Raw genomic sequence first — 5,331 nt, forward strand, 5'->3', positions numbered from 1 at the left:
TTATTAAATATTTAACCGCATAGAAAAACCTGTTGGCGATTACGCTCTAATCCGGAGTATCGTTGTCAGTAATCCGCAGGGCGCCTGATGGGCAGGCGGCAACCGTTTGACGGATCTCGGTTTCACTTGCCCCTTTCTGGTCAATAACAAATTGTTCATTGACGATTTTAAACACAGCAGGAAGGCTGTTGACGCAGTTTCCTGCATGAATGCATGTCGCAGCATCATAAATTACTTTCATGGTTTATTCCTTAAAAAGTTTTGAACTAATAAATTGACTTGATTACATTACATGAAAATTAAAGGAATCCCTAAGTGCGCCATTACAGGTCACTTTAAGGTCAGTTTGTTACTCCGCTACGCTGAGGTCGGAGCCACCCATTTCCTTAGGCAGATCCTTCATTTTCGGCAACCCGTCCTTGATGCGCAGCACTGTCTCTTGATAATTCACATGAATACGAGCATGGTATGGAAATTGCGGAATAGTAGCCGCGTATACATCTATGAGCCCCATGCCGGGGTGCTCGGTAAAGACATGACCACCGCAAGTTTTACACCATTTTCGATAGCTATTGGGCGTCTTGTTATAAGTGCCGATATTTTCAGAGCCGCGAGTGATCTGTATTGCCTCCGGCTTCCATAAGGTAAAGGCGTTGACGGGACTTGCCGACCATTGTCGACATGACTCGCAATGGCAGTAACCCATCGCGACTGGCTTACCGATTACCGTGAACTGCACTGCGCCACAAAAGCAACCGCCGGTGTAATTTGTTTCGTTCGTCATGATGCTTCTCCTCGATAAAGTGAGCGACAAATTACTGTATAACTATACTCACATAATTAATTATATGACCGGTCGTTTTATTATGTCAAGTTATAGAATTGACGTTATCTTTTGTTGAATAATAAGCATCATTAGAATGAGAAAGAAACTTCTATTCAAGTTGCTAGCTTCAAAACCACGTAGGGAACGAGATTGAAGATAAAGATAGCAATCTTGTATTGAGCCAGGTATAGAAAATAAGCGCTTGATAAATCTTCGCTCCGCTTGAACATCTTGCCATGGATTCTTGAAATCCCACCACGCATGAATACTAGAGCAATGGCTGCAAATATCAATATCCCAAGTTCATGACTGACTTGGTCAACTAATCGCGGACAATCCAGTTAAGCGCTTTTCCATGAAATGGTTTAATCTAACTGGATTCTTTCTTTTAGAGGCGGATTTATAATTCATTAGAAGTGAACATGAATACACAAAAAAACGATTGCTTCCGAGATCAAAGTGTAAAGTTTTCTGTGTAACATGTCTGAGTTAAATGTAGTCTGCCAAACAGTGCTTTCTACAATTGGAAATGTATAAACTTAAAATTAGACTACAAACCCCCGCTAAAATTAAATGACGCATCAGAAATATATACCGCGCTACGCTATTGCGGCTACTTGACCTGCTCCTCCTCTTCAAGAACCGGCCTGTAGTTCCAGTCTCTTACCTCCTGCACCATCAGATCGATATCGTTTGCCGGGACACGAAGTAATTTAAGGGCGATTGCCCCAAGCTGCAAACTCGCTTCAATCGCTTCCGGATACGCATGAGTCGCACCGGCGGCAAGCAGTCGCGCGCTCGATTCTAGATCCTGCGCCCGCGCGATGACTGGTACATGGGGTGCCCGGTTGCGAATAAACGAAACCGCTCGTAGCGCAATAGCGGAATCGTCAACGCAGAGTACCACCAGAGCGGCGCTTTCCACCTTGATCGTAGTCAGCAGTTCTGGATCGGAGATGTCGCCATATGATACCTGGTTGCCGTCAGCCTTTCCTTGCGCTACCCGTTGCGCGTTGATGTCAAAGGCCATGTATGCGATCCCTTTGGTCTGAAGCAGCACGGCTATGGTGTGTCCTACTCGACCATAACCACCGATCAATACGTATGGCTCCGATGTGTTCAGGTTCAGCGTCGTACCAGGCTGGTCCTGAGATTCACTGTGACGAGTTGCGGTCAGTCGCGATGCGATCATATGATTGAACCGAATCAGAATGGAGCCGGCAACCATCGAGAAAAAGACTGATGCCAGCGCTATCTGACCAAGCTGAACATCGATCACAGAGAATTCCAGCGCAATAGCAAGTAGGGCAAAGCCGAATTCTCCTCCCACTGCCAGCAGCAATCCTGTACGCCACGCCGTAAAGGTGTCGATGCCGCTCAAACGCACCATTGCGGTCACAAGCAGCAATTTGCTTGTCAGGATGAGAACAGCACCGAGCAAGGCCCAATGCCAGATGTCGGGAATAGACGCAGGGTCGATCAGCATGCCGATACCGACGAAAAAGAGACCAAGAAGAACATCACGGAAAGGGCGGATGGTTGATTCCACCTGGTGACGGAACTCCGTTTCGCCCAGCATCATCCCGACCAAAAATGCACCAAAGGCCAGAGAAAGACCGAGACTGTTGGTTGTCCAAGCCGCCAGCAATGCAACAAGCAATACCGCTAGGGTAAACACCTCAGCAGATCGCCGCCTGGTTACAAGCTGAAAAAGTGGGCGTAACAGCCAGCGGCCTGCAAAAAACACCAGTGCGAACGCCAGCACCGCTTTGCCGATCGCCCACCCCAGTGCAACTGTCAGCACTTCGCTGCCTGCAGCCATGCCTAGTACAGGTATAACCACCAGGAAAGGCACAGCAGTGACATCTTGAAACACAGACATTGCAAGCCCGAGCCGACCGTGAGGGCTGCTCTCTTCGCCTTGCTCGGTTAATTGGCTGCCGATGATAGTCGAGGACGACTGAGCAAACACTGCGCCGATCACAAATGCGCCAGCTGCAGGCACGCCTATCAACCACAGCACAACAGCCACTACGGCAGTTGTGAACATCACTTGCGCTGTGCCAAGCCCGAGCACTTGATGTCGCAACGCATGCAATTGAGGTAATGAATAGCTCAGCCCAATCGTGAATAACAAGAAGACCACGCCAAACTCAGCCAGAGCTTTAAATTCTGGCACATTGAATGTCGGTCCAACTGTATGTGGTCCTAGAATCACACCCACCAGTAGATAGCCAATACTAGTGGGGATGTGCAATTGCTGGAATGTAACGACGACGGCAACCGCCACACCCAAAAGCATGATTATTTGTGTGAGATGTTCCATCATTCTTCTTACTCCCGCCGGTGGATTGCAGAAAGGAAATATAAATACAAACTCCCATCCCGTATCCGTAAAATAGGAAAGTAGGAAGTTATATCGCCGATGCTGAACCGCCTGTCACGTACAAACACGTCTCTGGGACTCGACTGAAACTGGCGCAGCATCATCTGCAGGATGCCGTCATTGATAAAATATTCGACTTCGATCGGCGCTTTGACCCTCACTACCGTGTCGACCGTTGTTTGAGAGCCGACTTGCCGGCTGACAGTCACGTTGACGCTTTTGCGCGACTCGATGCCAGTAATGATGATGAAGGTCTCGGTGCCGGTCAAACCGAGCGACTTCCACAAGTCGCCATCCGAGGTACAGCCAATGCCTCTCGCACACAAGTACTGCTTCTAGGTTTTATTGAAGCAAGGAATCCACCAACATTTTATCGCCTGAAAATACTCTATAGAAAATCTTGTCAGTAACAAACCACCGAACTACTCCAACCTCATTGGGTGTTATATTTGCAACAAATTTACTCGGAAGCTTACTACTAACACCTCCAACAAAACCTAAAGGTGTCGAACCGGTTGCTGCAAAAATCGCGATATCGCCTTTATCAACACACTACAGATTTCGGCGATGTTGTTGGCAAACATTAATTATACAGAATTTCCGAATTATTATTTCCTACATTGCCAGTTTATCAATCTTTGGCAAGCGGCTATATTGGAAAAGGCTTTGTCACACTTAGTTATTGAAATTGCCTGTTTTTCCAAGAGGTGCAAGAAAACACAGGGTTGGCGTAACATTCTGGTTGCGGCAATCAATCATTCTGTGCTATCCCAGATAATTTTCGAGATAATCAGTAACCACGCCATGGAACTTTGCTCTCGATTGTTTGAGCGGATTATCGTAGGCACTGACGCTCTGTGTAATTGTCAGCAAAATTTAGAGATAAGTTTAGACGCTTTTTAGTAATTTTCTTTCATACTCACTAGGCTCGGGCAAGCCATGAAGCGACTCGGAATTGAAACAATTGCGACTTATCCAACGCAAGCATGAGAACGTAGTGAACGCACGTTTCTGGATGACAAACTTGCAGTTTTGCATGACCACGAAAAATTGCCATTTTTGTCAAAACAGGACTGTAAGTAAAATTGTCCCCTACAAAGAGTTCACTGACAAATATGCTTTCTAAGTTTCCAAGGTAACGGGCGTCTTAAATCCCTGAGGTTTAACTGCAAGTACAGAACAATCGAGTTGATCGAGAATGGTCTCTGCTGTATTGCCCATGAAGAAACCAGAAATACCAGTGCGAGCTACTGTCCCCATGACCACGAGATCGGCCTCAATCGCCTTGGCGAAAACTGGAATCTTCTCACGTGGTGAACCTTTTAACAGATGTGTATTGGGTTTTAGAAATTCCAAAGCATCCTGTCCTAAATTGCCACTTAACTCATCCATTAGTACGCTCATATTTCTCTTATGCTGTTGCTCTACCGTTTTAATATAGGCAATGATATTATCCTCCGATGTGTCCGAAAACGGACCTCGCAGCATATTTTCAGCAACAGCCTCCCACACACTAACGATGTGCAACTCGGCAAATTCGGATAGCGCCAGTGAACTCGCCATTTCAAGAACTTGAAGATTAAGTTGATATCTTGTGTTTAGCTCTTCCGGCAAGTAATTATCATCGACATCCACGGCCGCTAGTATTCGTCGACATGCTTTGGGTGACTCCAACTTGACTAACAATACAGAACACGGACACTGACGTAACAGGTTCATGTCATCATTACCAAATATCCGATGCAGCAGTTTGGCGTTTTCAGCAGTCTTGATCACTAAGTCATGACCGTTACGAAGAACCTCACGAATGATTTCCAAGAATGGGATACCAATAAGCGTTTGGGTCTGTATTTCAATCTTTTCGCTCCAAGGTGCAACCAGCATTTTCAGTTCCTGCCGATGTCCTGCAACTATTTTTGCCTGGAGCTCCACGAGCGACTGATTATGAGCGATTAGCTTTGTATTGTGCGGCAATTGATCGATTACTTCGACAACTGTGAGGCGCGCCTGGTTGTTGTCCGCTAGAGCGACGGCGCGGTCCAAAGCAGCACGGTCTGTAGAATCAGGTGCTACAACACAGAGAATATCTTTAATCTTTTGCACCGTATTGTCCTCCATT

6 protein-coding genes are annotated in these 5,331 nt (G+C 46.5%); 1 reads left to right on the forward strand and 5 read right to left on the reverse strand.

Annotated elements, in window-relative coordinates; translation table 11 throughout:
- Positions 1–46: 46 nt before the first annotated feature.
- From C7H79_RS16170 to C7H79_RS16180, 4 genes are all read right to left on the reverse strand, one after another.
- A complete protein-coding gene (locus C7H79_RS16170; protein WP_106708282.1) occupies positions 47–241 on the reverse strand; it encodes a (4Fe-4S)-binding protein in 195 nt (64 codons plus the stop codon).
- A 108-nt stretch (positions 242–349) separates the two neighbouring features.
- On the reverse strand, positions 350–784 hold the full coding sequence (locus C7H79_RS16175) for a GFA family protein (RefSeq protein ID WP_106708283.1): 435 nt from the start codon (positions 782–784) through the stop codon (positions 350–352).
- 155 nt (positions 785–939) lie between these two features.
- The gene (locus C7H79_RS19605) at positions 940–1,119 is read right to left on the reverse strand and encodes a DUF6868 family protein (protein WP_374058028.1); all 180 of its coding nucleotides are present in this window, start codon (positions 1,117–1,119) and stop codon (positions 940–942) included.
- Positions 1,120–1,439: 320 nt separating this feature from the next.
- Complete coding sequence (locus C7H79_RS16180) at positions 1,440–3,155, reverse strand: cation:proton antiporter (protein WP_106708284.1); 1,716 nt, start codon at positions 3,153–3,155, stop codon at positions 1,440–1,442.
- A gap of 248 nt (positions 3,156–3,403) precedes the next feature.
- Between C7H79_RS16180 and C7H79_RS16185 the strand changes: the two genes are divergently transcribed.
- Positions 3,404–3,622, forward strand: a complete 219-nt coding sequence (locus tag C7H79_RS16185; protein ID WP_106708285.1) for a hypothetical protein — start codon at positions 3,404–3,406, stop codon at positions 3,620–3,622.
- Between the two features lie 712 nt (positions 3,623–4,334).
- On the opposite strand, the gene C7H79_RS16195 is transcribed toward C7H79_RS16185, so the two are convergent.
- Positions 4,335–5,331, reverse strand: a 997-nt coding sequence (locus C7H79_RS16195; RefSeq protein WP_206781773.1) for a universal stress protein, incomplete at its 5' end; no start/stop codon positions are given.

Source organism: Nitrosomonas supralitoralis, from assembly GCF_003011925.2.
GTDB classification, from domain to species: domain Bacteria; phylum Pseudomonadota; class Gammaproteobacteria; order Burkholderiales; family Nitrosomonadaceae; genus Nitrosomonas; species Nitrosomonas supralitoralis.